This window comes from Pantoea phytostimulans (genome assembly GCF_046118715.1).
Taxonomy (GTDB): Bacteria; Pseudomonadota; Gammaproteobacteria; order Enterobacterales; family Enterobacteriaceae; genus Pantoea; species Pantoea phytostimulans.
This window is the reverse complement of record NZ_CP173699.1, coordinates 80,959-106,489: the sequence shown is the minus strand read 5'-3', so window position 1 is coordinate 106,489 and position 25,531 is coordinate 80,959. Positions and strand designations below refer to the sequence as shown.

The window sequence follows — 25,531 nt, the reverse complement described above, 5'->3', positions numbered from 1 at the left end:
GGAAGCGCTTACGGCGCTTCCGCCTTATTTTCTCAGAATCAAATGGCCGGATAATCGCCGGTTCCTTCAGGCCATGGCGTTAACAGATCAAAACCGTCTTCGGTCACGGCAACGGTATGCTCCCATTGCGCGGAGAGTGAACGGTCTTTGGTCACTACTGTCCAGCCATCGGAAAGCAAACTGGTTCCGGCTTTGCCTGCATTGATCATCGGCTCGATAGTAAAAATCATCCCTGCTTTAAGCGGCATGCCTTCGCCCGGTGTGCCGTAATGCAGCACCTGAGGATCGGTGTGATAAATCTCGCCTACGCCGTGTCCGCAATATTCACGCACCACGGAAAAACCTGCGCCTTCCGCGACGCGTTGGATTGCAGCGCCAATATCCCCTAAGGTTGCGCCAGGACGAACAGTTTTAATGCCCGCAACCATGGATTGATAGGTGATTTCTACCAGACGTTTGGCGCGTACGGAAGGTTGCCCAACAAAGTACATACGGCTGGTGTCGCCATACCATCCGTCTTTGATGATCGCGACATCAATATTCACGATGTCGCCATCTTTGAGCTTTTTCGCAGCGGGAATGCCATGGCAAACCACATGATTCACAGAAGTACAGGTGGTACGGGTATAACCGTGATACCCAATGTTCGCGGGCGTAACTTTCAGTTCATTAACGATGTAATCATGGCAAATATCGTCAAGTTCTTCCGTCGTGATCCCGGGTTTGACGTGTGGAGTGATCATCTCCAGCACTTTCGCGGCAGCATGACCCGCTGAACGCGCCATTTCAATTTCCCGTGCCGTGTGAATTTTTACTGTGTTCATTACACATCTCCTTGTGAAGTGAGATTGTCGCTAACGACTAAGTTACGAATATCTGAACTGCCATCCAGTTCGGCGCGAATTAACATTTGCGCCAGTTCATGCTGATTCAGCTGTGGATAGAGTTCGGCCATCATGCCCAACTTCAACCAATGCTCTGCTTGAGAGTTAATGGAGCGACTCATCGCCTGACTGGCGATACGCAAATTCTCATGCATAAGGTCGGAAATTTTTACAATGCCCATATTATGCCTATATGAAACGTATATGCTTTGTATATTTGCATGCTGAGTGGAATTTTTCAAAGGAAATATAGGTGACGTTGTCACTAATGGGGGGCGTGCTCTCTAGAATCATTATGTTCACAACCTAAATCAGAAAAGACCCACGCCAAACTCTACGAATCTTCCTGATAAAATCGACGACAAAAACACAGTAACACTTATCTAATTGTTTTAAATAAAAAAGCGCCTCATAAAGAAGCGCTTTTTTGAGAATAGCCCGTAATCAGAAGGACATTGTTAAGCCAGCATAGTATGCGCGACCGGGCTCATTATAGGTTGAAGCACCTTCCGCTTCGCGATAAATACGCTTATCCAGCAGGTTGCTGATGCCGGCATTAGCCCGCAAATTTTTGGTCAGGTCGTAGTTGAAGTTCAGGCCGAAAACAGAATAGGCACCCACTTCTTTGGTCGATAATGAGCCTGCTTCGGTACGTGATTCTGCATATTCACGCGGCTTTTGACGACCATACATTGTCCAGTTCAGGTTACTGGAAAAATCTTGCGTAACCTGCCAGTCCAACATGGTGTTGATGGTGTACTCGGGAATGATCGAAAGCGGATTTCCCGTATCCTTGTCTTTTGACTGAATCATGTACGTTGCGTTAGTACGCCATTCCAACGTGTCACGAATGACCGGGATCGTCATGTTACCTTCTAGGCCTTCAACCACAGCTTTGCCGCCGTTGCTCCACTGCAGAATGTTATTACCATTCGAGGCATAGCCAATGATATCGGTACCGGCGACAATTTTATTTTTGTAATCATTACGGAACCAGGTAATGCCAGCGACGTAACCTTCATTGATGAACTCAATCCCCAACTCTTTGTTTACGCTAACTTCAGGATCCAGATCTTCGTTACCCAATAAATAGCAACTGCCGGTAGCGATACCGATTGGACAACCATTGCCGCGCGTTGAAAGGAGATAACCCTCTGTGGATTGATAAAGGTTGGGTGCTTTAAATGCGCGAGCAATACCGGCCTTCAATGTGAAGTGATCGCCTAAGCCCTGTGAAATATTCAGGCTTGGGCTCCAGTTAGCACCAAAACTATCGTGATAATCAAAGCGCAAGCCGGGGATTACTTCTGTACTGTCAGTCGCAGCAATGTTGTCTTCAAAATAGAGTGAACTGATGGTTGCGGTGTTTTTACTGTTTCGGGCTGAAGCATCGCCGCTTACGTCACCAATGACAACACCGGATGCGTTGGTTGCCTGCATGGATGCCGGATCGTTAAGCTCATCGCGATTCCATTCAGCACCGAGAGTAACCGTTTGATCCCGCAATAATTCCAGCGGGAAACTGACTTCGCTGCCAGCGCGGTAACTTTCAAATCGGCTGGTGGAGTAAGTATTGCTGTTAATGCGGCCTTCGCCGCTGCCGGTGGTTCCTTCCTGCAAACGCGTATTGTTGGTTTTTTCGTAGTTGAAAGTCAGTTTCGACTGTCCCCAATCCCAAATACCGTTATGCGCGATGCCATAACTTTGGCGGTAAAGGCGATTGGTTTCATCACCTTGCAGAGACTCAATCAGCGCATTGCCGCCACCGTTACTGTATTGCGTATCGCCAGCGTAGATATTGCCTTGTCGGCTATAGCCATAACTAAAATCCAGAATTTGCTCTGGCGTCAGTTTCCACGAAAGTACCGAGTTAATATCTTTGTTACGCACACCTTCGCGCCCAGCTGCGGCAGAACCATTTTCTGCGGTGTTGATGTCGAAAGCATCAGCATCGGTTTTATTGATGTTGCCGTACAAGCGCATAGTTAATGCGTCGCCTGCCAGCGGGCCGCTCAAATTAAAGTTGGCGCGTTTCGTTGCACCTTCTTTGTCATCTTCCGGTTGATTAGTGTAAAGCGATAACGATCCATGCCAGTCATTAGTGGGCCGTTTGGTAATAATGTTAACGACGCCGCCCGCTGCGCCAGAACCGTAACGTGCGGCAGCAGGACCGCGAATGACTTCAATACGTTCCACCATTTCCGGCGGCACCCAGTTAGTGTCGCCGCGGGAATCACGTTCGCCGCGCCAGCTATAACGTACAGAGTTGCGCGAAGAGGCGGGAACACCATCAATCAGGATCAAGGTATTTTCTGGTCCCATCCCGCGAATATCAATTTGGCGATTATTGCCGCGACTGCCGTTAGCCGTATTACCGGTAAGATTGACGCCAGGCATTTTGCGAATGATGTCGGAAAGGTCATTTACAGGCGGGCTTTTTTCAATATCCTGCGCCGTAATGGTTGAGACGCCAGGTTGTTGTTTTAATTCCTGTTCGGCGGTGACTAACATGGTTTCACCGTCAGCCAATTTATCCGTTTCTTCTTCATTAGCGCCGTAAGCAGAAGTGCTCAACAGTCCAGCCAGCAAAAGCGCAATGGGACGCTTCTGGACATGCGTAGTTACATTCACTTAATCAATCTCCCTGATACGTTAACGTTTGTAAGTAAATGCGTATGATAATGATAATGGTTATCATTGTATATATTGGAGTAGCACCTTTACATTCCTCCACAATTGGTTAAATAAACAGCAAAAAAACGCTGCTCCATTCTAATTTTGAGCCGGTAATCAAGGTCGATAAGGTGAATAAAATACGTTAAAACGCGTCTTTATGACTCCAGACCTATTAAGTCTGGAGTCACATGCAATTGGACAGTAAAATGCGTCGTTTAACACCTGTGTAGCTGCGCGATTGAAAAGGGAAAGTTTGCGAATGACACTGTCTTCATCACACGTTGGTCGCCATGTTTTGGTTTGGCTGGACGACATCAAAACCTCTTCACTTGGCCAACTCGATAATTTTGGTGATGAAGGCTCGGTAGAGCAGGTGATGAAAGTGTGGGTAAAACTTTCGTTACTGGTTACTCGACGTCGACCCGAGATCGCTATTTCCTCTTTACTCAAACATGTGCTGCCGCAGATCGGCTCACTTCCGCTGAAAAGCATTACCCGGTTACGATTGAATCGCCTTTACAACATCCTGATCGCTGACGGTAAAAAAGAAGAAGCGCGGCGCGTTTTTGCCTTAACTAAACAGTTTTTAGCCTGGTCGGAAATTCAGGGTTATCTCGATCATTCGCCAATCGCCTCCATGAAAAAACGCGATGTGGCCGGGCGAGCTACGCCGCCTCGAACCCGACAATTATCTGACGCCGAAATCTGGGTTTTTTGGCATGGGCTTGATAACTGGGCGCTTTCTGAACAAGCGCGCTGGGCGCTGCGTTTGTGCCTGGCGAGTGCGCGGCGTCCAGATGAAATTATTCAGGCCCAGAAATCTGAGTTTGATCTGCAATTGGGTTTGTGGAAGCAGGGCACGCGTAACAAGTCGCAGCGCGAACACATTTTGCCGATTTCACCGCTGATGCGTCTGTGTATCGAACAGTTAATAAAATCATCGGATTCGCGATCGCCCTGGCTAGTTCCCGCGCCGCGTGATGCGCAGCAACCGCTATCGAAAGGCGCACTTAACCAGGCATTGCGGCGGATGATTCGGGCACCGCGCGGATTAGGGCTTGAGCCATTTTCACCGCGAGACCTGCGTCGAACCGCACGTTCGAAGTTATCTGCATTAGATACGCCAAACGATGTCGCTCGAAAAATCATGAACCATGCACTGGAAGGAATTGACCGCGTTTATGATACACATAATTATTTGGACCAAATGCGTGAGGCGCTAAATAACTATTCAGATGCTTTACTGCAAATTACGTCCTGTGAAAGTTATTATGCATTGCGGCATCGATTCGAAGGTGAAAGGTTAGCCTTGAGTGATATGTCACTCATGTACATGTCATCATGACTATAATTAAAATAAACAGTGAATAATAAATAAGCGTTAAGATTGATGTGGGTGACTTAGAATAGATTTTAAATGTTATATCTAATAACTTAACGGAATACCTATAACGATATTGCTTTAATTCTTTAGATCAATAAAGGGTTGATATATCGCGATTAATCTTATGTCTGGCGGTTGGATTGAACGGCTGTTTTATGTCGAATCGCATAAAACTTGTTGTATCTATTGACTTTTTAGGCCGCCTTGCCTGACTTTGCTGTTTGATTTTATTAATGACTATAAACACGACTTTCTCTTTTAAAAGTATAGGGTAATAACCCCCGGCATAGCTTTATTCCTAAACGCCCTTTCTAATGTCATTTTTAGCAAAAGCTTAGATGTTTTTCGCATTTGTTATAGATGCATATATTCACAGACAATGATCTGCGTCAGCGACAGCCAATGAATTGGCGGCGGTGTAACGTTATAAACGATTTACTTTGATGATGTTAATTCTCCCATTTTGGAGAATATTTGATGATTCTTATCAGGAGAAAGGTTCCAGTGAAATTAACTAAAGGAATGACCTTATTAGCGCTCGTAATGGCCACTCACTTCGCTAACGCTGCCGATGTTTCTGTTCCCACTGACAGTTCGCTGCATGTCGATGCCGATGCCAAACTAAAGAGCCTGCTGCCGCCAGATATTACTCAGCGCGGATATATCGTCGCTGGAACCAACCCTAATACGCCGCCAACCACCTTCTTTAAGGAAGACAATAAAACCCTGGCAGGCCGTGAAATCGACATCATGAATGCGGTGGGTGAACGCCTGGGTATCAAAGTGCAATGGCGCGATACCGGCGGTTTCGACAATATCATTCCGGGTTTAAAAACCGGTCGCTACGATGTTGCCTTATCTAACATCAATGCCACGCAAACCCGCCTGAAGCAGGTCGATTTTGTTGGCTACTATAACGCCAGTCGCCTCGGCATTATTTCTCTGAAGTCTGCCAGCATTGCCCCTTTTACCACCTTTGATGCCGTATGCGGTAAAGAGGTCGGTGCAGGCGCGGGAACAACGCAAATCATGCGACTGGAACAAGCCAGCAAAGCCTGTGAAGCCGCTGGGAAGCAGCCGATCAAAGTGGCGGTATTTCCCGATCGCCCTGCTGGTGTTCAGGCTGTTGTAAGTGGTCGCGTGCCGATGTTTTTTGGCCCTTATGAGGGCCTGAGCTGGCAGACCAAGCTGATCAAACCTTTAGCGTTGAGCGGTGAAATCCATGTTGATGACGCGCCGGTTTCCGTTGCTTTCCCGAAAGATTCTCCGCTTGAACCTGCTGTCCAGGCCGCGCTGAATTCTCTGATCAAAGATGGCAATTACCAAAAAATTCTCGATCATTGGGGCATTGGTTTCGGTGCAGTAACGGAAGCCAAACGTAACGAAGAGATTTTCAAATGAGTTCACATTCTGAACACACTGATGATTTACGCATCGTAAGTAAACGCTATTACGGTCGTTGGTTCAGCGCCTTGGTGGTGCTGTTCTGCGTAGTGGCAATGGCGCATTCGATGATGAACAACCCACGCTTTGAGTGGGGCGTTATCGCAGAGAGTTTTACTGAAGCGTCAATTCTGCAGGGCGTTTTGATGACGCTACAGCTCACCGCCATATCAGTCGTGCTCGGTTTTGCTTTCGGAACCGTACTGGCCTTGATGCGACTCTCATCCAATCCAGTATTGGTTGCGGTGAGCTGGGCTTACACCTGGTTCTTCCGCGGTGTGCCGATGCTGGTGCAACTGTTTCTGTGGTACAACATCGCGGCACTTTACCCCACAATTGCGCTCTCTTTGCCGGGAGTCGGTGAGCTTTGGAGTGCGCAATCTAACGCGTTAGTGAGTCCGTTCAGTGCAGCAGTGATCGCCTTAGTCATGCACCAATCTGCTTATGCGGCTGAAATTGTGCGAGCCGGCATCCAAAGCGTAGGAAATGGTCAGCTTGAAGCGGCCCGTGCGTTGGGTTATCGACCAGCACAAATTTTTCGTCATACCGTTTTACCGCAGGCGATGCGCGCCATTCTGCCGCCTGCGGGTAACGAAATTATCGGTCAGCTTAAAACGACCGCCGTGGTTTCAGTTATCTCACTTCAGGACGTTCTGTTCTCTGCGCAGATTATTTACCAGCGTACTTATGAAGTGATCCCGCTGCTGTTAGTTGCCACCTTGTGGTATCTGCTGATGACCTCGGTGTTGTCGATCGGACAATATTATGTTGAACGCTACTTCTCCCGTGGCGTCACGCGCCAGGAAAAGCGCGGTTGGCTGAGCATTATTACCGGTTTTACGCTGCCTAAAGCCGCAAGGAGTGTCAGCAATGGCTGAAGCAATTACGTTACGTAAAGTCACTAAGCGCTTTTCCGGTAACACGATTTTGGATGCGGTAAACCTTGATATTCCAGCGGGTTCGGTCACGGTGATCCTCGGCCCATCCGGCTCAGGCAAATCAACCCTGTTGCGCTGCATTAACCATCTCGAAAAGCTCGATGGTGGCACCATCCGTATTGGTGGCGAAATGGTGGGATATAAGCAGAAGGGCCAGGCGCTGCACGAACTCAATAGCCGTGACGTTGCGCGGCAACGCAGTCAGATTGGCATGGTGTTTCAGCAGTTCAACCTTTTCCCGCACCGTACCGTGTTGCAGAACATTATTGATGCGCCCATGCGGGTGAAAAAACAGAGCCGTCAGCAAGCAACCGAGAAAGGCAGAAAACTGCTGCAACAGGTGGGACTGGCGGGGCGCGAAGATGAATGGCCGCAAAATCTGTCGGGTGGACAACAGCAGCGCGTGGCGATTGCTCGTGCCTTAGCGATGGATCCCGGCGTAATGCTGTTTGATGAACCCACTTCCGCGTTAGATCCAGAGCTGGTGGGGGAAGTACTCCAGGTCATTCAGCAACTGGCACACTCCGGCATCACTATGGTGATTGTTACACATGAAATCGGCTTTGCGCGTGAAGTGGCCGATAACATCGTGTTCATGGAGGCGGGGGCGATAGTGGCTGCAGGCCCAACCCAGCAGGTGCTGGATGATCCTGAAAATGGTCGCGTACGTAATTTCATTTCAACGGTGCTTTAGGCACCGTTTTAACTGGGAATATTATGTCCAGCATGCACAGTTCGCACTGGGGTGCTTTTCGCGCACGCCCTAACGGCAATTCGTTAATTATTGAGCCCTTCAGCGGCGATCCCGATCCCAGCCCGCTACTTAGCAACTTTACGCAGGTTCTCGATCATCCGGCGCGCGTGACGCAACCGATGATCCGTCGCGGCTGGCTGGAGAAGGGGCCCGGCGCAGATTCACGCCGTGGCGATGATGAGTTTGTGGCGGTGAGTTGGGATCACGCTTATTCCCTGATCGCCGCTGAGCTCACTCGCGTTAAAAACAGTTACGGGCCGGAAGGGGTTTTCGGTGGATCGTATGGCTGGTCCAGCGCTGGCCGCTTTCACCATGCCCAAAGTCAGGTTCATCGCTTTCTGAACACTACCCTTGGCGGCTACGTTCGTTCGGTTAACAGCTACAGCTCAGGTTCCGCATCGGTGTTGTTGCCGCACATTGTGGGCGACATGAATGAAATTGCCCGGCGTGGGGTCAGCTGGCAAGAGATTGCCGAACACAGCGACATCGTCCTGGCATTCGGTGGCTTAGCATTAAAAAATTCACAGGTTGCCAGCGGTGGCGTCAGCGAACACACCGAGCGCGGCTATATGCAGCAGGCTTCCACACGTGGCGCACGCTTTGTTTCAGTTAGCCCGCTAAAAAGCGATCTTCCGGCTGAAGCCCAGGGTGAATGGATAGCGCTGAATCCCGGCACCGATGCGGCCTTTATCCTCGGTTTACTTGCAGTGCTGATTGAACATCAGTTAACCGATGAAGCCTTTCTGGCGCGTTACTGTGTCGGTTGGGAGACAATGAAAGCGTATATCCTCGGTGAAGAGGATGGCGTGAAACGCGATGCAGAATGGGCAGCGCAGATTTGTGGTCTGTCAGCAGATCATATTAGGGATATTGCTCGCTCGTTACAGGGTCGACGCGTGCTTGTCACGGTGGCACATGCGCTTCAACGCGCAGAATTCGGGGAGCAGCCAGTGTGGCTTGGATTAGTGTTAGCGGCGGCATTGGGCCAACCGGGTTTACCGGGCGGCGGCTATACCTATGCACTTGGCGCGCTGGGTCATTACGGTAAACAACATAATCTGGTGAGCTTCCCGGCATTGCCGCAGGGTAAAAACGGTATTGATCGCTTTATTCCTGTGGCGCGCATCGTTGATATGTTGCTGCATCCAGGTGAAAAGTTTGATTATAACGGACGCCGTTTAACCTATCCCGACATCAAACTGGCCTACTGGGCAGGCGGCAATCCGTTTCATCATCATCAGGATTTAGCGCGTTTACGACGTGGATTCTGTCGGCTTGATACGTTGATCGTGCACGAAATTGCCTGGACCGCCACTGCTCGTCACGCAGACATTGTGTTGCCAGCGACCATGACGCTGGAGCGAGAAGATATTGGCGGCGCCCCAACCGATCGCCACTTGATTGCCATGCAACCGGTTGCCGCGCCTTATGCCCAGGCAAAAGATGATTATGTGATCTTCACCGAGCTGGCTAAACGTTTAGGCGGCGAGCAGGCGTTTACCGAAGGGCGCGATACACAAGGTTGGTTACGTCATCTCTATGGTCAAATGCAGGAAAAATTAGCGGCGCACCGCGTCAGCACCCCCGATTTTGATGACTTTTGGCAACAAGGTTTCTTAACGCTGCCGCAGTTGAACGATGCCGGACGCATGATCAACGGTTTTCGCGCCGATCCCGATGCTAAGCCGCTGCCTACGGCAAGCGGAAAAATCGAAATCTACTCGGCGACCATTGCCAGTTTCGGTTACGAGAGCTGTCCTGGACATCCGGTTTGGCGTGAGCCGCGTGAAAAACCGAATGCAGAATATCCGCTTTGGCTGATTGCCAATCAACCCGCAACGCGACTGCACAGCCAACTCGATTTTGGAGCCTACAGTCAAAGCGGTAAACAAAATGGACGTGAGGTGTGCAGCCTCAACCCGACAGATGCCAGTCGGCGCGGCATTAAACAGGGTGATGTTATTGAGCTGTTTAATCTACGCGGACACGTACTGGCCAGCGCTCGCGTGACCACAGATGTTATGCCTGGCGTTATTCAGCTTCCGACCGGCGCTTGGTATGACCCGGTAGATGTGCATGCAGCCCGGCCTTTGTGTCGTCACGGCAACCCGAATGTCTTAACCAACGATATTGGCACATCTTCGCTGGCGCAGGGGTGTACCGGCCAGATCACGGTGATAGAGGTGAGGAAATTTTTGGGCGACGCACCTGACGTTCGCGCTTTTCTACCGCCTGAAGCGGCTATTTCAAAGCCGTTCGAGGCTTACCGGCACGTTTGAGACTTAGCGTTGAGTTTCAACAAACAGATAAGAGAGGCTCAGGCGCTGTATCACGCCTGAGCCTCTTGTTTTCATTTTTTGATTTCAATGTAATGCGTTAAAAACGGCAGCGGTTAATTGGGTTAAATCAGCGTCATTGCGCAGTTCACAGGCTTTCAGCATGGCTTCACATTGTTCAGGTGATCCCGCTTCCAGCGCTCGCTGCAATTTACCCTCAACGTCAACCGGCGTGGCCAAAGATTGTTGACGTGTTTGTCGGCAACGTAACGTCTTTCCATCACTACGTTGAACAGCAACGTCATGAAATCTCAGCCCGGGGTTTAAGGCATCCGGCGGGGCGGTTTCGTCAGGACAGCGATGCACCTTTGCAGCCAATGCGAGCACGTCAGCATTCACGTCACCTTCGGCAAAGTCAGTCATGCGCAGCTCGTTATAAATCAGCATGGCAGCAATAACGTATTCGAGACTAAAACGCGCCTCGATACCATTTTTGGGCACGCGCACGGATGCAGCGATATCGCCGCCCGGAGGAAAGGCCACGTCAATCCGTTCAATTTTACGCAGAAAACTCTCCAGCGATTCACCGTTGGCAAGTCCTTGTTCGCGTATTGCATGTGCGGCCTCGGCTGCGCTGTGCGTGCCGCTACAGGTGGCAAAAGGTTTATATTCAAGCCCTGGCGAGCTGATCCGCCAGGGATTTCCCCAGTGAGTAATCAGGCGTTCAGGTTGATGCTGACCCTGGCTGCTACTGGCTATAAAGGCTTCCAGCACCGTACTGGCTTGCCCGTGGAATTCGGCCAGCGCCAGTTGCGTGGCACTCACGGCTCGTTCAGCGGCTAAGCCTGCGTGTAAAGGTTTAACTGCCGATCCAAATTGTGCTCGTAAGCCGCTGGCCTGCGTTGCCGCGATACCTAGCAGCACCGCGGTTTGGGCTTCGGTGGCTTCTGTTAATCGCGCCAGGGCAGCAGCAGCGGCCAGCGTGCCAAGCGACGCGGTATTGTGATAACCCAATGTGTAATGCTGTTGCGTAACGGCCAAACCGAGACGGCCTGCCACTTCAACACCCAAAATGTAAGCATCCAGAAAACGGTTCAGATCCACACTTTCAGCCTGGTATATCCATGCCATGAGTGCAGGCAGAATAACGGTGCTAGGATGCCCACGGAAATCTGCATGAAAATCATCAAAATCCAGGGCATGTCCCGCGTATCCCAGCAACAGCGCGCGCGATCGCGGCTCTTTCACATCATAAAGAGTGCGTAGCGTAGGCAAACCGCTGTCAATTACGTGACGTTGTAACACCGGCCAGGTGACAGCGATAAAATCTTTCATGCCTCGTTTAGCAGCCTGATGTGCCTGCTCATCAGGCTGAGAATGGACAACTAAATGGGCTAAATCAGCGGTTAAATTCATGAAGCTTTTACCAACGCTTTCACAGCAAGTTCAGACAGATAACGAGCGGTTGGCGCTAAAACATCATCATTTACACGAAAAGCGGGATGATGCAGCGCGTAGGGTTCGCCGGTGCCAATCATCATAAAAGCGCCAGGCAGCGCCTGTTGATAGAAAGCAAAGTCTTCACCAATGGGGCTGGCTTCCACTACACGTGCCTCGAAGCCGCTTTGGCTTGCCTGTTCCAGCGCAAACTCAACCCAGTTTGCATCATTGACCACTGAGGGTGGCCCCGCTTGCCAGTCAATCTCAACCTGAGCATTAAACGCAGCAGCAATGCCATTAATGATCTGGTGAAAACGTTGAGAAAGTAATTCACGTGTTTCGGCTGAAAAGGAACGCACCGTACCTTCGAGCCAGGCGCTATCCGGGATCACATTCCAGGTGGTGCCGCTGTGAATTTGCGTAACTGACACCACTGCATTGTCATTTGATGGCGCATTGCGGCTGATCAGCGTTTGCAGGGCCGTAACAAGTTGCCCGGCGATGACAATGGGATCGATGCTTTCATGGGGTCGCGCGGCGTGACTGCCGATACCGCGAACCGTCACCTTGAAACGATCAACTGCGGCGGTCAGCGGGCCAGCCTTGCTGCCGATGACGCCTGGCGGCAAAGTCGGATCGTTGTGAATGCCAAAGATCACGGCGGCATCGTGTAATGCGCCGGTTGCCAACAAAACGGGTGCGCCCTGTCCGGTTTCTTCTGCTGCCTGGAATAAAATACGCACCCGCCCGGCTAACTGCGCTTCCTGCTGTTTTAGTAAGATAGCGGCACCCAACGCGGCGCAGCTGTGAAAATCATGACCACAAGCGTGCATCACGCCGGGGCGTTCAGAACGGAATGACACATCAGATTGTTCTTCAATTGGCAAAGCATCGATATCAGAACGCAGCACCACGAGCGGGCCTTCGCCCGAACCAATCTCTGCCACTAAACCCGTGGCTAAAGGCAAATCGAGAATTCGGATTTCATGGTGCTCCAACTGCGCCCGCAAGCGAGCAGTGGTTTCAAATTCCTCGTTGGAGAGCTCTGGGTAACGGTGCAATTCATGGCGAAATGCAATTAACGCCTGTTCATCGAGTGTGCTCATTTAGCGACGTCCTGTAATTGATGACTTTGACGCGAAAGCCATGTCTCGTGTAATGCGCTATTAAGCACTTTTTTCATATAAAGCGTGATGTGGCCTTTACCGAGATCGGTGGTGTGCATCGGCATAAAACCGCGCTTTAGGTACATCTCTTTTAACCAGGGATGGCGGGTGGCCGTGCCCAGAGAAACGGCAGGCGCGCGAAGCTGACCAATAAGAATATCCTGCTCGAGGTGCTGCAGAATTTGCTGACCAAATCCCTGCCCGGCGTAATCGGGATCTGCACCAAACCAGCCGATATGCGGTAAACCAAAAGGCCCCGGCAGCGGGCCCCACGGATAACGCACCGTCACGGATGAAACCATTACCTTGTCTTTATAAAGCGCGTAAACGCCATGACTTTGCAGATGGCGTAACGCTTTATCGCGATCGGCAGTGGCTGCATCGAAATGAATGCCTAACGCTTTGACTGCAGCATAAGCCGCGAGCATGAGAGATAAATATTCATCGACTTCATCTTCTTTAACCTGGCGAAAAGCAAGTGGCATAATCAATCCCGATTTAAATTTTAAACAGTTGTACTTTTTATTTGTTGGTCAGATTAACAGTAAACGTTTCGCGGGCTATATGTGAAAAGTGAATATAGTAATGCTTAAATGTGAAAAGCGATTTGTCGGTTTAAGATTGCGTAACTGCATATTTTACGTAATATGAAGCCATCGATGAAATTTAGCTAAGTGTCATTTATCCTATTGTTTATGTTAGTTATTTAAAACATAAAAATTCACTCAGGACGTTTACGTGTTAGCGATCAAATCCCCGCAAGCTTATATCCAACAGTCCGGCATTCGAAAAAAAGTAGGGGAATATCTTGCTCCTTACGGAAAAAACATTCGTATCTTGACGTCTGAAACAGCCTGGCATGTGGTTAATTCAGAATTAACGCAGGCGTTAAACAATGCTGATATTAAATGGCAGCTGGAATATTTAAACGGTGAATGTACCGATGCGGCGATTAATCGCTTTAAGAATAATGTTATTGAGCAGGACGCCACGGTTATTTTTGCTGTGGGTGGCGGTCGTGTATTGGATTGTGCAAAGGCAGCCGGAGATGCGTTAGACAATGTGGTGGTCATCAACTTTGCGACTGTCGCGGCAACATGTGCAGCCTGGTCACCAATCGCCATCATTTATAATGAGCAAGGCGGTCATTTACGCAGCCAGCCGTTACGCAAAATGCCAGTGCTGGTCTTGGTTGACAGCGAAGTCATCGCCCAAAGCGATGTGCGTTATTTAAAAGCGGGCATCGTTGATGCGCTGGCGAAGTGGTATGAATTCCGTCCTTATCAACGTCACAATCCAGAAAGCCTGGCGCTGGATCTCAAAGTCATGGCTGCGCAACGGGCGGTTGAGGCTTATCGCCAATGGGGCCAACAAGCGATTGAAGCCAATCAGCAAAAACAGGTGACGCCCGCGCTGGAAAAAGTCATTGACGCCAATATTGTGTTGGCAGGCTTGGCTAACAGCATGCGCGATGATTTACCGACGCCGGGATTCGCTCACGCCATACATAATCAATTAACCCATCTACCAGAACTGCATCACTGGCTGCACGGAGAAAAGGTGGGTTTTAGTTTGCTGGTGCAGTCGATTATGGAACACGCAGAAGGTCAGCCAGACGCTGATTTGGTGGCGTTATTAACATGTTTTGACACGCCGTTAAGGCTGCCGGCGTTCCATCAGAATCGTCAGCAAGTCATGCGTCAACTTGCACAGGCGATTCGCTTTCCTGCTGCCAGCGCTGCGCGTTTACCCTTTACCGTGTCGCCGGAAGCGTTAGAACAAGCACTGCTCGCCACCGACACCCTTTCTTAATTGCACATTTTTTATCGCGGCTACGCGGTCTTACATCATTCAAGGGAAAAGTATGAGTAACCAAAACAGTAATACGCGTTTGCGCCTCGGGCTTTTTGTCCAGCCGGTGGGCCATCACGTTAGTGGCTGGCGCTTGACCGAACAGTTAGGAGCGCCTACGGATATCGACTGGCTGATTACGCTGGCAAAGAAAGCGGAAGCGGGTCGGTTTGATCTGTTTTTTGTCGGTGATGCCCTTGCAACAAGCATGTATCGCTTACCCTCAACCATGGCGCGGCTTGAGCCGCTCACGCTGCTTTCGGCATTGGCGACGCACACTAAGCGTATTGGCCTGGCAGCCACCGCATCAACGACGTTCAGCGATCCTTTCACGTTGGCTCGCGCATTTTCGTCACTTGACCATATCAGCCGTGGACGTGCTGCATGGAACGTTGTGACCTCGTTTTCAGCCGACGTAGCACGTAATTTCAGTCGTGAAGATATGCCAGATCACGCCGAACGTTATGGACGCGCACGCGAATTTTTAGACGTCGCGAATAAACTTTGGCAAGGCTGGGAAGAGGGCGCGGTGCAACCTGATAAAGCCAGCGGCCGCTACTTTGTGGATGAGAAGATTAAGTCAGTGAACCATCAAGGTGAGCATTTCCAGATTCAAGGCCCCCTGAATATTACCCGATCACCACAAGGACGCCCGGTGATTATCGAAGCAGGTTCTTCAACGGATGGTCAAAAACTGGCGGCTGAAACGGCCGAAGTGGTGTTCACCGCCGCGGCAAGCCTGGAAGAGGCTCAGCAGTTTTATCAGTCACAGAAAGCGCAGGTTGAAGCGGCCGGTCGTGATCCTGCACATGTGGTGATTATGCCTGGCGTAATGCCGATTGTCGGGCGCACGCGTGAAGACGCCAAAGCGCTGTGGAAAGAGCTCAATACGCTGGTCGATATCGATAACGGTTTGAAGCAACTTTCGCTGCGTTTCGGGCTGGATTTGTCAACCTATCCGCTGGATGGGCCTGTGCCTGAAGTTCCGCTGGGTGAAGGTAATCAAAGCCGGGTGAAATTACTGACCGAGATGGCAAAGCGTGAGAACCTTACTCTTCGTGAACTGGCAGCCATCGCCGCGGGATCACGCGGTCATCGTGTGATTGTGGGTACGGCAGAAGATATTGCAGACGATTTTCAGCTATGGCTGGAGCAGGGCGGCGCGGATGGATTCAACATCATGCCTGCCATTATGCCGGAACAGCTCGACTTGTTTGTTGAGCTGGTAATACCTGAATTGCGCCGCCGGGGCTTATTCCCAGAGGATTACGCTTATTCTACTTTGCGTGAAAACCTCGGTTTACCGGTGGCGTAACGCCTTGGCCCGCGTTGTGAATGTGCAACGCGGGTATTGATTCAAGGTTGTCAGTAACCGGTGCCGCGTGCTGAAATCAGCGTTTCTGTTCATAAGCGCGAATTTCATCATGACGACTGATATCAGAACGCTGGACTTGAATTTACTCAAGGCGCTGGACGCCTTGCTAGATGAACGCAGCGTGACGCGTGCAGCCGATCGTCTGGCGCTGACCCAACCTGCGGTGAGCGGCATGTTAACGCGGCTGCGTGACTGCTTTGACGATCCTTTATTTACGCGCACTCAGCGCGGTATCGTACCCACCGTTCGCGCGTTAGAACTGGCCGCGCCCATCAAGCAGATATTGTCTGAAGTTAACGTGCTGCTTCAACCAAAAGCCTTTGATCCTTCCCGTGCTGAAATGACATTTACCCTTGCTGCGACCGATTATGCGTTACGCGCTGTGGTTGTTCCGTTTATGGCTGCGCTTCGACAGCAGGCACCAGGCATACGTGTATCTGTCTTGCCGGTAGTTTACGATCAAGTGAAGTTACAGATGGAGCGCGGTGAAGTGGATGTCGCCTTGCTGACCCCTGATTCCACGCCTGCTGAATTACATAGCCGGGCGCTATTTGATGAAGAGTACGTTTGCCTGATACGTGAAGATCATCCTGCGGCGACAGAAGAGCGTCTTTCGCTAGAAACCTTTTGTTCACTCGATCACGCCTTGGTCTCTTATCAGGGGGGGCATTTTCACGGTGTCACAGATGATGCGTTGGCAACGTTAGGCTATAAACGACGCGTGACATTATCGGTGAGTAGTTTTTTGGTATTACCGGAAATATTGCGTGTCAGCGATCTTATCGCGGTGGTGCCGCGCCGGTTGGCGGTGAATATGCAGGGGTTAAAGATCATGAATCCGCCGCTGACGCTTGCGGGTTTTACTAAAAGCGTGGCATGGCATGAGCGTACGCATCGTGATGCCGGTTATCGTTGGCTACGCAACGTATTGTTTACGACCAGCGCGATACAGTAAAGCAGCGCGGCGCCTGGAATAAGCGCCGCGATGATGATTAAAGCAGGAAGTCGTTCAATGAACCGCCTGCTTCCAATGCTTTTTTGATTGGAGAAGGCGTGCGGCCCTGACCGGTCCAGGACTTAGTCTCACCGTTTTCATCGGTGTATTGGTATTTAGCCGGGCGTGGTGCACGCTTGGCTTTACTTTTAGTTTCAACAGATGCCAACTTGGTCAAATCAGAAATATCGATGCCGTCGTTTAACAGCATTTCTTTATATTTCGCCAACTTGTCTGCTTTTTCACGCTCAGAGGCTAACGCAGCTTCTTCTTCTTCACGACGCTCAGCGACCACGACAGAAAGCTTTTCAAGCATTTCATTTAACGTGTCAATGTCAACTTCACGGGCTTGAACACGTAATGTACGTAGGTTATTCAACGCCTTTAGCGCATCACTCATTGATTAATCCTTAAAGATGAAACGAATATTTATAAAGCAATGCAGTTTACGAAAAATAGATTCAGAAGGAAATATCTTAGCGAGAGGAAAATGCGCTATTTACGTTGTTTTGAGAATGGGGCGTTTTAAACGTTCCGCATAAAAAGACAAGACTTAAAAAAAGTGCCCGCAGCGATATCGTTTAAAATATCGCCTCACGGGCAGGTGTTCATTTTAGGCGTTTTGATAGAAGGGAAAGCAGCCCGCCAAGATACTCACAGAAAATAACACCATGCAGGTAATGAATGACCAACGCAGGGTATATCGCTGTGTTTGTGCATAATCGATTTTAAGCATGCCGACTAATAAATATGTCGAGGCGACCAGCGGGCTCAAAATATGTACCGGCTGTCCAACCAGCGCCGCTCGGGCCATTTCTAAAGGCGTGATGCCATAATGCCCGGCGGCCTTAACCAGCACCGGTAACATGCCGAAATAAAAGACATCATTAGAAACCATCCAGGTTACTGGAATACTCAACAGCGCGGTAATCACCGCCAAATAAGGGCCTAATGCATCGGGGATTACCCGCACAATGGCTTCTGCTAGCGTATTTGCCATACCGGTTCCAGAGAAAATCCCCGTAAATACCGCCGCTGCAAAAATCAGGCTCGCGACCGAAAGAATAGCGGAAGCATGTCGGGTTAATTGCGCTTGTTGCTGGCCGATCGATGGATAGTTGATCATGAACATAATGGCTGTCGCTAACATAAACAGATAAGCCATGGGCACCACGCCCAACACCAACACCACCAGCAAGGCAATCGTGAGCAACCAGTTGGCCCAAAATCGCCAGGCTGGACAAGGCGTGATTTCAAACTCTAGCTTGTGTTCGACGGCGGCTGTAGTGGCTTGCCAGCCGATACGTTTGCGTTCGTGACGTCCCAAAATCCAGGCAAGAACAAAGGTCCAAATCACACAGGCAATTAAGGGAATCAACATCGGGACAAAAAGCGTTCCTATCTCAGCATGTATCGCTGTTGCTGCGCGCGCGGTCGGCCCACCCCAAGGAAACATATTGCCCAATCCGGTACATTGTAATAACAGACAAGCCGCTTTAAGGGTTGAAATACCCATACGTTTATAAATGGGTAGGAAAGCGGAAAGCACAATCATATACACCGTGGCCCCATCACCATCCAGCGCAACTATAAAGCCTAATAAAACCGTTCCACAAAATATCTTTACTGGGTCGCCATCCACAGCAGAAACAATACGTTTAATTACCGGATCAAACATGCCGGCATCGGTGACGCTCATAAAATAGATCATGGCAAAGATTAACATTACGCCGGTTGGTGCGACGGTGCGTAAACCTTTAATCACCATATCCCCCACGTCGGTATTGTGTCCGAGAAACAGGGCAAACAGCGTAGGAATAAATATTAACGCCGTTAGAGCAGAGAGTTTTTTGCTCATTAATAAGCCAATAAACGTGACTATCATAAGCAGACTGATTATCAGCAGCATGGTGATATCCTGTAGAGTAAGACATTGCCGATTTGCGTTAAACAAATCACATATGTATCGAAATTAATCAGCGCGATCAGGGGCGCCGAAATAGTTAATAACGTTTTGTAATTAATATTAAATGGCTAAGGCTGAGATTCACCGGTCTTTTAAGTTAAAAAAAGCAGGCCGTCGTTATGCCAATAAACGCCCTTATTTTCCTTAAAAATGAGGCGCGCCCTTTTCATTTCTGTGAGATGACTCGCGAATCTTCATTAAATATCCGCTAAATACTCTGTTATTCCCTTGTTAACGTGGGGTAAGCCTGGCATGAGAGAAAAATAAATAATATTCTCCAATCATTATCAATCGATTCCTTTGGGGAATGAATGGAGCTTAAAGATCTCACCTATTTGCTGGCGATTCGCGAAACGGCGCATTTAGGTAAAGCGGCGCAATCCCTTGGTATCACCCAACCGGCGTTAACTAAATGTATTCAGCGGTTGGAAAAATCGTCATCAACCAAACTGATTTTGAAAGTAGGGCGCGGGATCCAGCTCACGGAAGCCGGATTGTTACTTTGTGAACGCGCTCAAAAAGTGGTTCTGCTAATGCAGATGACAAAAAAAGATTTGCATGCTTTAGGCACCGGAACGGCGGGGGTAATCCGCTTGGGCGTAGCAGCGACAGCTGCTGAGTTCATGTTGCCTGAGTTGACGCACGAACTGCTGCAGCAAGCGCCCAGCGTCGTGGTGGAAATTCAGGTAGGGCTGAATGACTTTTTACAAAACCGGCTGCGTGAAAACAAGCTGGACCTGATTCTCGGTTTCCTGCCTGAAAGTAACAGTGAATTCATCACCCGTCCGCTGGTGGAAGATCCGGTGGTGGTCGCCGCCAGTCAATCACACCCGCTCGCTAATATTCATCCAACGCCCGAGCAACTTGGTCACTATCGCTGGCTGTTGCCCGCGCCACAGGTGGCGACCCGACAATGGCTTGAACAGCGCTTACGCAGCGGCGGCTATGCGGCGCCTCGCGTGCAGGTAGAAAGCAACACGCTTTCTCCGCTTCGGCGCATGTTGGCACAAACTGAACTGCTCAGTTTTATCTCGCGACGTTTGTTGCAAGGCGAAAGCGCCGGAGAGGCGTTAATCGAAATCCCTTTACCGTTAGTCATGATGCCACGCACGTTTGGCTGGCAATTTCGCTCCCTCAGCGAATTATCGCCAGCGGCACGTTTGTTAGTAGAGTTAGCGGAAAAGCGCTGGAAATGGTAAAGGTGCTGCGCTGTTAAGCGCTGAGTGACCTTTCCTTGCCTTCACCTTACAGCCTGGATCTTCTTGATTCAGGCCAAAAATCAGTAAAATCCTGCTGCTATCTTGAAATAACATTAACCGAATCAAGACATTTCCCGCGCCTTCTGACTTAAAAGCCCTCCCATATTTCACAAAATATCTTTGATATCAACACCTTTAGTGAACGTTAAAAGTTCGAGAAATTTCGCATCATTTGCTAACAATTTCTTGCAATGATAATAGCAATGCGTATATTTCTCATTTGCTTTAAAGGCAACATCACGCCAGCGCGAAGACGTACGCAGAGAGGGTTTTCTGGGATAACCCCCAGAAAAAAGGCGAAACGCAGCGGTTTCGTCCGCCAGGCTGCAAGGCTGTGAACAGTGGCAAAAAATCAAAAATATAAATGAGGAATTACCGATGTCTTTTGATGTTAAGCGCGTCAGGGAATCTGCAACGAACATGCCTTCGCTTGCGCACAACAAACCTCTGCGTCTCTCCTTGCTGGCGGCTGTTGTCGCTACCGCCTTCACCAACAATGTGCAAGCAGCAGAAACGACTGTGCCCGCCGCCACTGATGATCAGACCATGGTGGTGAGTGCATCCTCTGCGGGTGATGTTGCCGATACGCCTAATACCGATTACAGCGTGCCCGTGACACGTGCAGGAACAAAATTAACCTCTACCGTGCGTGATATTCCGCAGTCGGTCAGTATTATTACCCAGCAGCGTATGCAGGATCAGCAGCTGCAATCGCTGGGGCAAGTGTTGAATAACACCACTGGCATTCAGGAAAGCACCGCTGACATGGATCGTAAAACCTACTATTCACGCGGCTTCCTGATTGATAACTACATGATTGACGGCATTCCCAGCGTATTTGAAGAGCGCTGGAACCTGGGCGATTCACAAACCGACTCGGCGCTGTATGAGCGTATTGAAGTCGTCCGTGGTGCGAATGGCCTGTTAGTCGGCGCGGGTAATCCTTCGGCAGCTGTGAATATGATCCGTAAACATGCGAACAGCAAAGTGGCAACGGGCGACCTTTCCGCCAGCTACGGCAGCTGGAATAAACAGCGCTATGTCGCCGATGTTCAGACTCCGCTGACTGAATCAGGTAACGTGCGCGGACGCGTCGTTGCCGGTTATGAAGATAAAAACAGCTTCGTTGAGCGTTACGGTGCTGAAAAGAAATTTATATCTGCCATCGTTGATGCAGACCTGACTGACTCAACGACCTTGTCGTTGGGTTATGAATATCAGGAAAATAAAGCCGACAGCCCAACCTGGGGTGGCTTGCCGCGTTACTACACCGATGGCAGCAAAACCGATTATCGCCGTGGCTTTAATACCGCGCCGGACTGGGCTTACAACAACAAAGAGACCAAAAAGGTCTTTGTCAATTTGCAGCAGGCGTTTGATAACGGCTGGCAGCTCACCTTAAACGGTACGCATAACGAAACCAATTTCGCCAGTAAGCAGCTCTATATTGATGGCTACTTCGACAAAGTCACCGGTATTGGACAGTCGGAATATGCCGGTTATCCGGTGGTGGGTGGGACAGGTTATAACACCGGCAAGCGTAAAGTGGATGCAGTGGATACCTTTGCCAGCGGCCCGTATGAGCTGTTTGGGCGCACCCACGAATTGATGGCAGGCGTAAGCTACAGTAAGCAGCAAAATACGTATTACAGTGCGTTTGCCAATATTTCGCCGGAAGAGTTGGGTGACTTCAACAACTACAACGGTCAATTCCCTGAAACGGATTGGGGTCCGCGCTCGCTGGCGCAAGATGACACCACGCGCCAGAAGTCAGCTTACATGGCAACGCGCATTTCACTGGCCGATCCGCTGCATCTGATTTTAGGTGCCCGCTACACGCGTTGGATCAACAACACGCTGACCGGTGATTTAGAGAAAAACAACATCACGCCTTATGGTGGGTTGGTGTATGACATCAATGATAACTGGTCGACTTACGCGAGTTACACCTCGGTATTCAAACCCCAAACTAACCGTGACAGCAGTGGCGCGACGCTTTCACCGGTTGTAGGTAACAACTATGAAGCGGGTGTGAAATCAGATTGGTTTAATAGTCGCCTGACGACGTCATTCACCGTGTTCCGTACCGAGCTGGATAATGTCGGCGTCAGCACTGGTCGCATCATTGAAGGGTCAACCGACACGGCATATGAAGCCAAAAAAGGCACAGTCAGCCGCGGCGTGGAGTTTGAAGTCAACGGCGCATTAACCGATAACTGGCAGATGACGTTTGGTGGCACGCGTTACATTGCGGAAGATCGCGATGGTGAAGCGGTTAATCCAAACCTGCCGCGCACCCAGCTGAAACTGTTCACCCGTTATCGCCTGCCGATGTTGCAGGATCTGACCATTGGCGGTGGTGTGAACTGGCAAACTCACGTCTGGAAAGAGAGCGCGGGCCCAAGCGGCAATGGCACCTTCTACTCTGAGCAGGGCAGCTACGCGCTGGTTGATCTCTTTAGCCGCTATCAGCTGACCAAACAGCTGGCGCTGCAAGCTAACGTTAACAACCTGTTCGACAAAAAATACGACACCAATATCAATGGTGATGTGGTTTACGGCGAACCGCGTAACGTCTCGGTAACGGCGAGCTACAGCTTCTGATTTTTTTGCCTTGGCTTATCCCGTAGTAAAAACGCCTCTTAGGAGGCGTTTTTACTGCAAACTTTACAATCCTCTTAAAAAACGTTCTCAAGCCTTATTACCTAAGCCGCTGATGAACGCTTCTGCTCGGCTTCATACTCCGCCACTTTTTGACGAATCACGGGTAGCAAATACTGGCCATACTCAGTGGCATCGCGCAATTGATCGAAACCACGAAACAGAAACGTCGTCACGCCGAGTTTGTAGTATTCCAATGCGGCATTGGCGACGGTTTCCGGCGAACCCACCAGCGAGGTTGAGTTGCCCGCAGCGCCTGAAAGCGCCGCAATCCCTGTCCACAGGCAGCTGTCATAAACCTTGCGCGCCGTCGCGAGTTGATACAACCGTTGTGAACCGACATTGCTGTCCGGCTGGATCGCTTTACCGCCTATATTGGCCTGCGCGGCGGCCAGCAGCGATTCTGCCCGTGCCCACGCCTGTTCATCGCTGGCAGCGATAATCGGACGCAGTGACAAACTAAAGCGAATCTCATTTTCACGACCATATTTTTTCGCCGCTTCACGCACCTGTTCAATGCGGGCTGCAACCTGTTCCAGCGGTTCGCCCCACATCATGTAGACATCTGCATGTTGCGCTGCAATTTCCACCGCAGCATGTGAAGCACCGGAAAAGTAGATGGGCACCCGTGGTTTTTGCAGCGGTTTCACCTCAGTCAAATTATCCCGTACCTGATAAAACGCCCCTTCAAAGTCAAAAGGCTGGTCGGATTGCCACACCTGTTTCATGATCTGCACATATTCACCGGTGCGGGCGTAACGCTCATCCTTGGTCAAGAAATCGCCGTCGCGCTGCAAATCGCCGCTGTCTCCGCCGGTAATCACATTGATCGATGCGCGCCCCTGACTCAGCTGATCGAGCGTGGCAAACTGGCGTGCAGCAAAGGTGGGCGCTTGAAATCCGGGACGATGCGCAACCAGCAAACCCAACTTCTCCGTAAAGGCGGCGACGTAACTGGCGATAATCATCGAGTCTGGCGCGCGGGTATTGACCGCCAGCAACACTTTATCGAAACCTGCATATTCCTGAGCATGGGAAAAGGCTTTGATAAAAGGGATATCGACAATTTTACCGTTGCCTGCATCCGATTCACTCTGTTCATGCGCGCCGACCAGACCAATAAATTCGAGCGTCATTTGTGACTCCTGTTAAATGAGAGCGCCGTTTTACCGGCAGCTGTAAAAATGACATCATCCTGCGGGGTATGAATGCGGCCACACAGCACGTTACGTAAATGCCGTTCAAGTGGATTACTGCGCGTCAGGGCATGATTACCAATGCTTTCTACCATCAGCTGAACGCTGCGAATGGCATTTTCAATCACAACCTGTTTGATCTTCGGCGCCTGAGCGCTTGCAACCAGCCCGGACGTGGCAAAATCGAGCAGCGTCTGGCTGGTAAACAGCAAGGTTTCTACCCGGCCAACAATCTCCTGAAAGCGTGGCAAACTCGCCAGCGGCGCACCTAAATTTGCCGGGATGCGCTGCTGAAGAAAGGTGATAAACCAGTCGCGCGCGGCGTGGGCGATGGCGTCATAGAGCGATCCAAGCAAAACCGCCATCCATACCGTCTCCTCATCATTTAAACCTGCACGTGGTTCGCTCCAGCGGCTGACGTTGACGGCATTTTCAGCCGGGATCCATACCTCATCAAATACCACGCGATGGCTACACGTGGCGCGCATACCCAGATGATCCCACTCAGGTTCAATGCGAATGCCCGTTGCCGATGCCGGGACCAAATAACTGCCCACCAGCGGATCGGCGTCGTCGCTGCTTGCCCAAACCAAAAACCAGCTCAAGCCCACGCTGCCGGTGGCGTAAATCTTCTCACCGCTCAGGCGCCAACCATCGGGTTCACGGCGCGCGATGGTTTTGGGTAAACCGCCGCGTGCTGGCGTGCCGAGTTCCGGTTCAACACGCAGCGCATTAATCAACGCGCCCTGATCGCGCACGCTTTGCGCTACCCGCAGACGAACGGATTCTGGCCAGTCTGAATCCTCACCTAAACGGCGTGAATTCAAATACTGCATAATCACAATCAAGGCGGTGGAGGGTTCGCCTTGTGCTATGGCGGCAATAATGGCGCGGGATTCCGTTAAATTAGCCCCGAATCCACCCGCCGAAATCGGTAGCGCCCGGCTCAGTAATCCGTGTTGCTGCAACAGCGCAAAATTTTCGTGGGGAAATTCGCCCTGCCAATCAATCTGATCGGCTGATTCCTGGAGGGTACGCGTAATGGCGGGCAGACGTTCTCGCAAAAAGATGGATGTATTATCGCTGTCGTTAACGGACATAACGCAAGCCTCAATGAATAACCTGATTGTGACGCAATCTTTTATTTTTATGCCGCCAATGTAAAAGCAAAATACCAGATAACCTCATGCAGAATTGGCATAATTTCAATGCTGGTTGCTGAGCAAATTAATCATTACTCTGCAGAAGATTAATAAAAACGTTATTTA

The 25,531-nt window shown here is 50.3% G+C and carries 21 protein-coding genes; 10 read left to right on the top strand and 11 right to left on the bottom strand.

The window, feature by feature from the left end; all coding sequences use genetic code 11:
• Nucleotides 1-38: 38 nt before the first annotated feature.
• The 3 genes from map to ACF2G4_RS18960 all read right to left on the bottom strand — a co-directional run bounded on the left by map (nucleotide 39) and on the right by ACF2G4_RS18960 (nucleotide 3,515).
• On the bottom strand, nucleotides 39-824 hold the full coding sequence (gene map, locus ACF2G4_RS18970) for a type I methionyl aminopeptidase (protein WP_215848457.1): 786 nt from the start codon (nucleotides 822-824) through the stop codon (nucleotides 39-41).
• On the bottom strand, nucleotides 824-1,066 hold the full coding sequence (locus ACF2G4_RS18965) for a ParD-like family protein (protein WP_215848456.1): 243 nt from the start codon (nucleotides 1,064-1,066) through the stop codon (nucleotides 824-826). The genes map and ACF2G4_RS18965 overlap by 1 nt, the downstream gene beginning before the upstream one ends.
• A 262-nt stretch (nucleotides 1,067-1,328) precedes the next feature.
• Nucleotides 1,329-3,515, bottom strand: a complete 2,187-nt coding sequence (locus ACF2G4_RS18960) for a TonB-dependent siderophore receptor (protein ID WP_409076144.1) — start codon at nucleotides 3,513-3,515, stop codon at nucleotides 1,329-1,331.
• Nucleotides 3,516-3,819: 304 nt separating this feature from the next.
• On the opposite strand from ACF2G4_RS18960, the gene ACF2G4_RS18955 reads away from it, so the two are divergent.
• From ACF2G4_RS18955 to ACF2G4_RS18935, 5 genes are all read left to right on the top strand, one after another.
• Complete coding sequence (locus ACF2G4_RS18955) at nucleotides 3,820-4,905, top strand: tyrosine-type recombinase/integrase (RefSeq protein ID WP_409076143.1); 1,086 nt, start codon at nucleotides 3,820-3,822, stop codon at nucleotides 4,903-4,905.
• A 561-nt stretch (nucleotides 4,906-5,466) separates the two neighbouring features.
• Nucleotides 5,467-6,345: an ABC transporter substrate-binding protein gene (locus tag ACF2G4_RS18950; RefSeq protein ID WP_409076224.1), complete on the top strand. Its 879-nt coding sequence runs from the start codon at nucleotides 5,467-5,469 to the stop codon at nucleotides 6,343-6,345.
• Nucleotides 6,342-7,265: an amino acid ABC transporter permease gene (locus tag ACF2G4_RS18945; RefSeq protein WP_243079355.1), complete on the top strand. Its 924-nt coding sequence runs from the start codon at nucleotides 6,342-6,344 to the stop codon at nucleotides 7,263-7,265. The genes ACF2G4_RS18950 and ACF2G4_RS18945 overlap by 4 nt, the downstream gene beginning before the upstream one ends.
• Nucleotides 7,258-8,019 carry an amino acid ABC transporter ATP-binding protein gene (locus ACF2G4_RS18940; protein WP_243079356.1) on the top strand — a complete coding sequence of 254 codons (762 nt, stop codon included), beginning with the start codon at nucleotides 7,258-7,260 and terminating at the stop codon, nucleotides 8,017-8,019. The genes ACF2G4_RS18945 and ACF2G4_RS18940 overlap by 8 nt, the downstream gene beginning before the upstream one ends.
• Nucleotides 8,020-8,042: 23 nt before the next feature.
• Nucleotides 8,043-10,358 (top strand): molybdopterin-dependent oxidoreductase, encoded by a 2,316-nt coding sequence (locus ACF2G4_RS18935; RefSeq protein WP_409076142.1) that lies wholly within the window; start codon nucleotides 8,043-8,045, stop codon nucleotides 10,356-10,358.
• A gap of 84 nt (nucleotides 10,359-10,442) precedes the next feature.
• On the opposite strand, the gene ACF2G4_RS18930 is transcribed toward ACF2G4_RS18935, so the two are convergent.
• Genes ACF2G4_RS18930 through ACF2G4_RS18920 form a run of 3 tightly spaced genes read right to left on the bottom strand, consistent with a single transcriptional unit; the run spans nucleotide 10,443 to nucleotide 13,446 of the window.
• On the bottom strand, nucleotides 10,443-11,771 hold the full coding sequence (locus tag ACF2G4_RS18930) for an MmgE/PrpD family protein (protein WP_409076141.1): 1,329 nt from the start codon (nucleotides 11,769-11,771) through the stop codon (nucleotides 10,443-10,445).
• The gene (locus ACF2G4_RS18925) at nucleotides 11,768-12,901 is read right to left on the bottom strand and encodes an amidohydrolase (RefSeq protein WP_409076140.1); all 1,134 of its coding nucleotides are present in this window, start codon (nucleotides 12,899-12,901) and stop codon (nucleotides 11,768-11,770) included. The genes ACF2G4_RS18930 and ACF2G4_RS18925 overlap by 4 nt, the downstream gene beginning before the upstream one ends.
• Nucleotides 12,898-13,446, bottom strand: coding sequence for a GNAT family N-acetyltransferase (locus ACF2G4_RS18920; RefSeq protein ID WP_409076139.1), 549 nt, complete (start codon nucleotides 13,444-13,446; stop codon nucleotides 12,898-12,900). Before ACF2G4_RS18920 ends, ACF2G4_RS18925 begins: the two co-directional genes overlap by 4 nt.
• A gap of 253 nt (nucleotides 13,447-13,699) precedes the next feature.
• Here ACF2G4_RS18920 and ACF2G4_RS18915 point away from each other — a divergent pair, with 253 nt between their 5' ends.
• The 3 genes from ACF2G4_RS18915 (at nucleotide 13,700) to ACF2G4_RS18905 (ending at nucleotide 17,142) form a co-directional block, all read left to right on the top strand.
• Entirely contained in the window at nucleotides 13,700-14,773 is a 1,074-nt protein-coding gene (locus tag ACF2G4_RS18915; RefSeq protein ID WP_409076138.1) for an iron-containing alcohol dehydrogenase family protein, read from the top strand.
• Between the two features lie 52 nt (nucleotides 14,774-14,825).
• Entirely contained in the window at nucleotides 14,826-16,127 is a 1,302-nt protein-coding gene (locus ACF2G4_RS18910) for an LLM class flavin-dependent oxidoreductase (RefSeq protein WP_409076137.1), read from the top strand.
• A gap of 109 nt (nucleotides 16,128-16,236) precedes the next feature.
• Nucleotides 16,237-17,142: a LysR family transcriptional regulator gene (locus ACF2G4_RS18905; protein ID WP_409076136.1), complete on the top strand. Its 906-nt coding sequence runs from the start codon at nucleotides 16,237-16,239 to the stop codon at nucleotides 17,140-17,142.
• A 37-nt stretch (nucleotides 17,143-17,179) separates the two neighbouring features.
• On the opposite strand, the gene ACF2G4_RS18900 is transcribed toward ACF2G4_RS18905, so the two are convergent.
• On the bottom strand, nucleotides 17,180-17,581 hold the full coding sequence (locus ACF2G4_RS18900) for an H-NS family nucleoid-associated regulatory protein (RefSeq protein WP_215848450.1): 402 nt from the start codon (nucleotides 17,579-17,581) through the stop codon (nucleotides 17,180-17,182).
• A gap of 213 nt (nucleotides 17,582-17,794) precedes the next feature.
• Nucleotides 17,795-19,090 (bottom strand): CitMHS family transporter, encoded by a 1,296-nt coding sequence (locus tag ACF2G4_RS18895; RefSeq protein WP_409076135.1) that lies wholly within the window; start codon nucleotides 19,088-19,090, stop codon nucleotides 17,795-17,797.
• A 368-nt stretch (nucleotides 19,091-19,458) separates the two neighbouring features.
• On the opposite strand from ACF2G4_RS18895, the gene ACF2G4_RS18890 reads away from it, so the two are divergent.
• A complete protein-coding gene (locus ACF2G4_RS18890) occupies nucleotides 19,459-20,346 on the top strand; it encodes a LysR family transcriptional regulator (RefSeq protein WP_243079364.1) in 888 nt (295 codons plus the stop codon).
• A 167-nt stretch (nucleotides 20,347-20,513) separates the two neighbouring features.
• Here the strand turns inward: ACF2G4_RS18890 and ACF2G4_RS18885 are convergent, their stop codons facing one another.
• Entirely contained in the window at nucleotides 20,514-20,828 is a 315-nt protein-coding gene (locus ACF2G4_RS18885) for a hypothetical protein (protein WP_409076134.1), read from the bottom strand.
• Here ACF2G4_RS18885 and fhuE point away from each other — a divergent pair.
• Nucleotides 20,827-23,010 (top strand): ferric-rhodotorulic acid/ferric-coprogen receptor FhuE, encoded by a 2,184-nt coding sequence (gene fhuE / locus ACF2G4_RS18880; protein ID WP_243079438.1) that lies wholly within the window; start codon nucleotides 20,827-20,829, stop codon nucleotides 23,008-23,010. The two genes, ACF2G4_RS18885 and fhuE, sit on opposite strands and share 2 nt — an antisense overlap.
• Nucleotides 23,011-23,111: 101 nt before the next feature.
• Here the strand turns inward: fhuE and ACF2G4_RS18875 are convergent, their stop codons facing one another.
• A complete protein-coding gene (locus ACF2G4_RS18875) occupies nucleotides 23,112-24,203 on the bottom strand; it encodes an LLM class flavin-dependent oxidoreductase (RefSeq protein WP_409076133.1) in 1,092 nt (363 codons plus the stop codon).
• A complete protein-coding gene (locus tag ACF2G4_RS18870) occupies nucleotides 24,200-25,363 on the bottom strand; it encodes an acyl-CoA dehydrogenase family protein (RefSeq protein WP_409076132.1) in 1,164 nt (387 codons plus the stop codon). Before ACF2G4_RS18870 ends, ACF2G4_RS18875 begins: the two co-directional genes overlap by 4 nt.
• Nucleotides 25,364-25,531: the final 168 nt, after the last annotated feature.

Coding starts and splice junctions, on each gene's coding strand:
- map (WP_215848457.1), bottom strand. CDS start 824: ATGAACACAGTAAAAATTCACACGGCACGGGAAATTGAAATGGCGCGT.
- fhuE (WP_243079438.1), top strand. CDS start 20,827: ATGCCTTCGCTTGCGCACAACAAACCTCTGCGTCTCTCCTTGCTGGCG.
- ACF2G4_RS18965 (WP_215848456.1), bottom strand. CDS start 1,066: ATGGGCATTGTAAAAATTTCCGACCTTATGCATGAGAATTTGCGTATC.
- ACF2G4_RS18900 (WP_215848450.1), bottom strand. CDS start 17,581: ATGAGTGATGCGCTAAAGGCGTTGAATAACCTACGTACATTACGTGTT.
- ACF2G4_RS18885 (WP_409076134.1), bottom strand. CDS start 20,828: ATGTTCGTTGCAGATTCCCTGACGCGCTTAACATCAAAAGACATCGGT.
- ACF2G4_RS18925 (WP_409076140.1), bottom strand. CDS start 12,901: ATGAGCACACTCGATGAACAGGCGTTAATTGCATTTCGCCATGAATTG.
- ACF2G4_RS18955 (WP_409076143.1), top strand. CDS start 3,820: ATGACACTGTCTTCATCACACGTTGGTCGCCATGTTTTGGTTTGGCTG.
- ACF2G4_RS18945 (WP_243079355.1), top strand. CDS start 6,342: ATGAGTTCACATTCTGAACACACTGATGATTTACGCATCGTAAGTAAA.
- ACF2G4_RS18930 (WP_409076141.1), bottom strand. CDS start 11,771: ATGAATTTAACCGCTGATTTAGCCCATTTAGTTGTCCATTCTCAGCCT.
- ACF2G4_RS18920 (WP_409076139.1), bottom strand. CDS start 13,446: ATGCCACTTGCTTTTCGCCAGGTTAAAGAAGATGAAGTCGATGAATAT.
- ACF2G4_RS18905 (WP_409076136.1), top strand. CDS start 16,237: ATGACGACTGATATCAGAACGCTGGACTTGAATTTACTCAAGGCGCTG.
- ACF2G4_RS18910 (WP_409076137.1), top strand. CDS start 14,826: ATGAGTAACCAAAACAGTAATACGCGTTTGCGCCTCGGGCTTTTTGTC.
- ACF2G4_RS18895 (WP_409076135.1), bottom strand. CDS start 19,090: ATGCTGCTGATAATCAGTCTGCTTATGATAGTCACGTTTATTGGCTTA.
- ACF2G4_RS18890 (WP_243079364.1), top strand. CDS start 19,459: ATGGAGCTTAAAGATCTCACCTATTTGCTGGCGATTCGCGAAACGGCG.
- ACF2G4_RS18935 (WP_409076142.1), top strand. CDS start 8,043: ATGTCCAGCATGCACAGTTCGCACTGGGGTGCTTTTCGCGCACGCCCT.
- ACF2G4_RS18870 (WP_409076132.1), bottom strand. CDS start 25,363: ATGTCCGTTAACGACAGCGATAATACATCCATCTTTTTGCGAGAACGT.
- ACF2G4_RS18940 (WP_243079356.1), top strand. CDS start 7,258: ATGGCTGAAGCAATTACGTTACGTAAAGTCACTAAGCGCTTTTCCGGT.
- ACF2G4_RS18875 (WP_409076133.1), bottom strand. CDS start 24,203: ATGACGCTCGAATTTATTGGTCTGGTCGGCGCGCATGAACAGAGTGAA.
- ACF2G4_RS18950 (WP_409076224.1), top strand. CDS start 5,467: ATGACCTTATTAGCGCTCGTAATGGCCACTCACTTCGCTAACGCTGCC.